This is a genomic window from uncultured Capnocytophaga sp. (assembly GCF_938029845.1).
Lineage (GTDB): Bacteria > Bacteroidota > Bacteroidia > Flavobacteriales > Flavobacteriaceae > Capnocytophaga.
Map to the genome: position 1 here is coordinate 1 of NZ_CALHGG010000008.1, position 2,954 is coordinate 2,954.

The following is a 2,954-nucleotide window of genomic DNA, read 5'->3' on the forward strand; positions in this document are numbered from 1 at the left end:
ATCCCCTATAGGCACCCTGCCCAACTCTATGAAGCTGTAGGATATTTCCTGCTTTTCTGGTTGCTCTACTACCTTTATTGGAAAACCAACAAGAAAGACCAGCCCTACTTTATCTTTGGGGTATTTCTCATTGCCCTTTGGACAATCCGTTTCCTTGTAGAGTATGTCAAGGACAACCAAGGCGGTATCGAAGACACCTTAGGTGTTTTCTCCACAGGCCAATGGCTAAGTATCCCCTTTATCCTCGCTGGGGTGTTTCTGCTGTTCTTTAAGAGAAATAACAATACACAAGAAAAGTATCAAAAAAAAACTAACCAATAGAATCTATTTATGCTAAACATAGAACGCTTTATATCCAAATACGTTACCAAACGTCCTGAGAGTATGTTTCTTAAGGATTTACATGCTCACCAAAAAGAGCTTACCGCTGCCATAGAAGGGAAGCGTGTATTAGTCATAGGAGGTGCAGGCTCTATAGGGAGTTCTTATATTAAAGCACTATTACCTTTTAAACCTAAAACCTTGGTAGTGGTGGATATTAATGAAAATGGACTGACAGAACTCACCCGTGAGCTACGTAGTACTTCCGCTTTCTCAGTACCCGATGACTATGTAACCTACCCCATGAGCTATGCTGATGATACTTTTGTAAAGATGTTCAAAGCTCGTGGCGGATTTGATATAGTAGCTAATTTTTCTGCTCACAAGCATGTACGCTCAGAAAAAGATAAATATTCTGTAGAAGCCTTACTGAAAAACAATGTAATCAATGCCAAAGGCTTCTTAGACTTATTATGTAATTATCCACCCCAACATTTCTTTTGTGTTTCTACGGACAAAGCTGCTAACCCCATAAATATCATGGGAGGAAGCAAGAAGATTATGGAAGATATGATCATGGCCTATGCAAAAATTTTCCCTGTAACTACTGCTCGTTTTGCCAATGTGGCTTTCTCCAATGGTTCCCTACCTGCCGGATTTTTAGAGCGTATTGCCAAGAACCAACCCTTATCCGCCCCCTCAGATGTAACACGCTATTTTGTATCTCCTGAAGAAAGTGGACAAATATGTTTAATGGCTTGTATATTAGGAACTACGGGGCAAATATACTTTCCAAAACTAAAAAAAGAACAAGTACTTACTTTCTCCGCTATAGCTACAGAATTACTTAAAGGCTTAGGATATGAACCCCTAGAATGCCACAGTGAGACAGAGGCTATTGCCAAAGCAGAAAGCAGGAAAGAAAATGACAAATGGTATCCTGTTTATTTCTCAAAAAGTGATACCACTGGAGAAAAGCCCTACGAAGAGTTTTATACCGAAGGAGAACAAGTTCTTTTAGACAAATATGAATCTTTGGGTGTGATCAACCTTCAAAGTTTCAAAGAACTAACTGAAATAGAGAACTTTATCAAAGAGCTAACAAAACTATTTGACAACCCTGACACCCAGAAGAATGATATAACCCAACTGATGAAAAGGTTCTTAGTGAATTTTGATCATCAAGAGACTGGGAAATATTTAGATAGTAAAATGTAGATCTCGAACCTGCTTTGAAAACTAAAAACTATTGCAATGAATATTTCTGAAACGATAACTTTTATACAAGACCTTTATGGTGAGAAAGAGGCTTTTATTCCTCTGCATGCTCCCACTTTCAAAGGTAATGAGAAAAAATACTTAGAAGAGTGTATAGACACTACTTTCGTCTCAAGTGTAGGAAAGTTTGTTGATCTTTTTGAGGAAAGAGTAGCGGCCTATACAGGTGCTAAACATGCCGTTGTATGTGTAAATGGTACTAATGCGCTCCATATAGCGCTTAAACTAAGTGGCGTAAAAGAGGGAGATGAAGTGATTACCCAACCACTAACCTTTATCGCTACTACTAATGCAATTGTATATGCTGGGGCTGTACCTGTTTTTGTAGATGTAGATAAAGATACTATGGGACTCTCCCCTACTTCCTTAGAGCAATTTCTCAAAGCACATACTGAGCTAAGAGGAAATGAATGCTATCATAAAGAAACAGGTAGGCGTATTAAGGCTTGTCTTCCCATGCATACCTTTGGACACACTTGCCGTATAGAGGAGATTATCGCTATCTGTAATCAATATCATATTGAGGTAGTAGAAGATGCAGCCGAAGCAATGGGTAGCTATTACAAGGGTAAGCACTTAGGTACTTTCGCTAAAATAGGAGGTATCTCTTTCAATGGAAATAAGACCATTACCACAGGAGGGGGCGGTATGATCCTAACCAATGATGATGCCATAGGCAAACATGCTAAACACCTTACCACTCAAGCCAAAGTACCTCATGCATGGGAATTTGTACATGATGAGATAGGTTACAACTATCGCATGCCTAATATCAATGCTGCCTTAGGGGTTGCTCAATTAGAACAATTAGATGGCTTTTTAGCCAACAAACGGATAACTGCGGAAACTTATAAGGCCTTTTTTGAAAAACAGGGAGTTCCTTTCTTTACAGAACGGACTGATGAAAAGTGTAACTATTGGCTTAACGCTATCATCTTAAAAGACAAAGAAGAGCGTGATGCTTTCCTTACCGAAACCAATGGTAAAGGAGTGATGAGCCGACCTATATGGCAATTAATGAACCGCTTACCTATGTTCAAAGATTGTCCAAAAACCGACCTTAGCAACGCTGAATGGTTAGAGGCAAGAGTAGTAAATATACCTAGTGGGGTGAGAAGATGATTAATAAATAAAATATATGGGAAATAAAAAAATAAACATCCTTTTTCTTGGAGGAGCAAAGAGAGTTTCTATTGCTGAAGAATTTATACGAGCAGGGAATACATTAGGATATAATGTTTCTATTTTTTCATATGAGTTAGATGAAAATTGTCCTATTGCTTTCATAGGAAAAGTAATCAAAGGATATAGATGGAATAATGATTCTATTTTTGAAGGAGAAAATAAAAAAGAAA

General features: G+C 38.2%; 4 protein-coding genes. All 4 read left to right on the forward strand.

Going from position 1 to position 2,954, the window contains the following annotated elements; translation table 11 throughout:
- A partial coding sequence (locus Q0625_RS00400) for a prolipoprotein diacylglyceryl transferase family protein (RefSeq protein ID WP_298822927.1) occupies positions 1-321 on the forward strand: 321 nt, incomplete at its 5' end.
- Positions 322-330: 9 nt separating this feature from the next.
- The gene (locus Q0625_RS00405; RefSeq protein ID WP_298822928.1) at positions 331-1,539 is read left to right on the forward strand and encodes a UDP-N-acetylglucosamine 4,6-dehydratase; all 1,209 of its coding nucleotides are present in this window, start codon (positions 331-333) and stop codon (positions 1,537-1,539) included.
- Positions 1,540-1,575: 36 nt separating this feature from the next.
- A complete protein-coding gene (locus tag Q0625_RS00410; protein WP_298822929.1) occupies positions 1,576-2,721 on the forward strand; it encodes a LegC family aminotransferase in 1,146 nt (381 codons plus the stop codon).
- A 16-nt stretch (positions 2,722-2,737) separates the two neighbouring features.
- Positions 2,738-2,954, forward strand: a 217-nt coding sequence (locus tag Q0625_RS00415) for a hypothetical protein (protein WP_298822930.1), incomplete at its 3' end; no start/stop codon positions are given.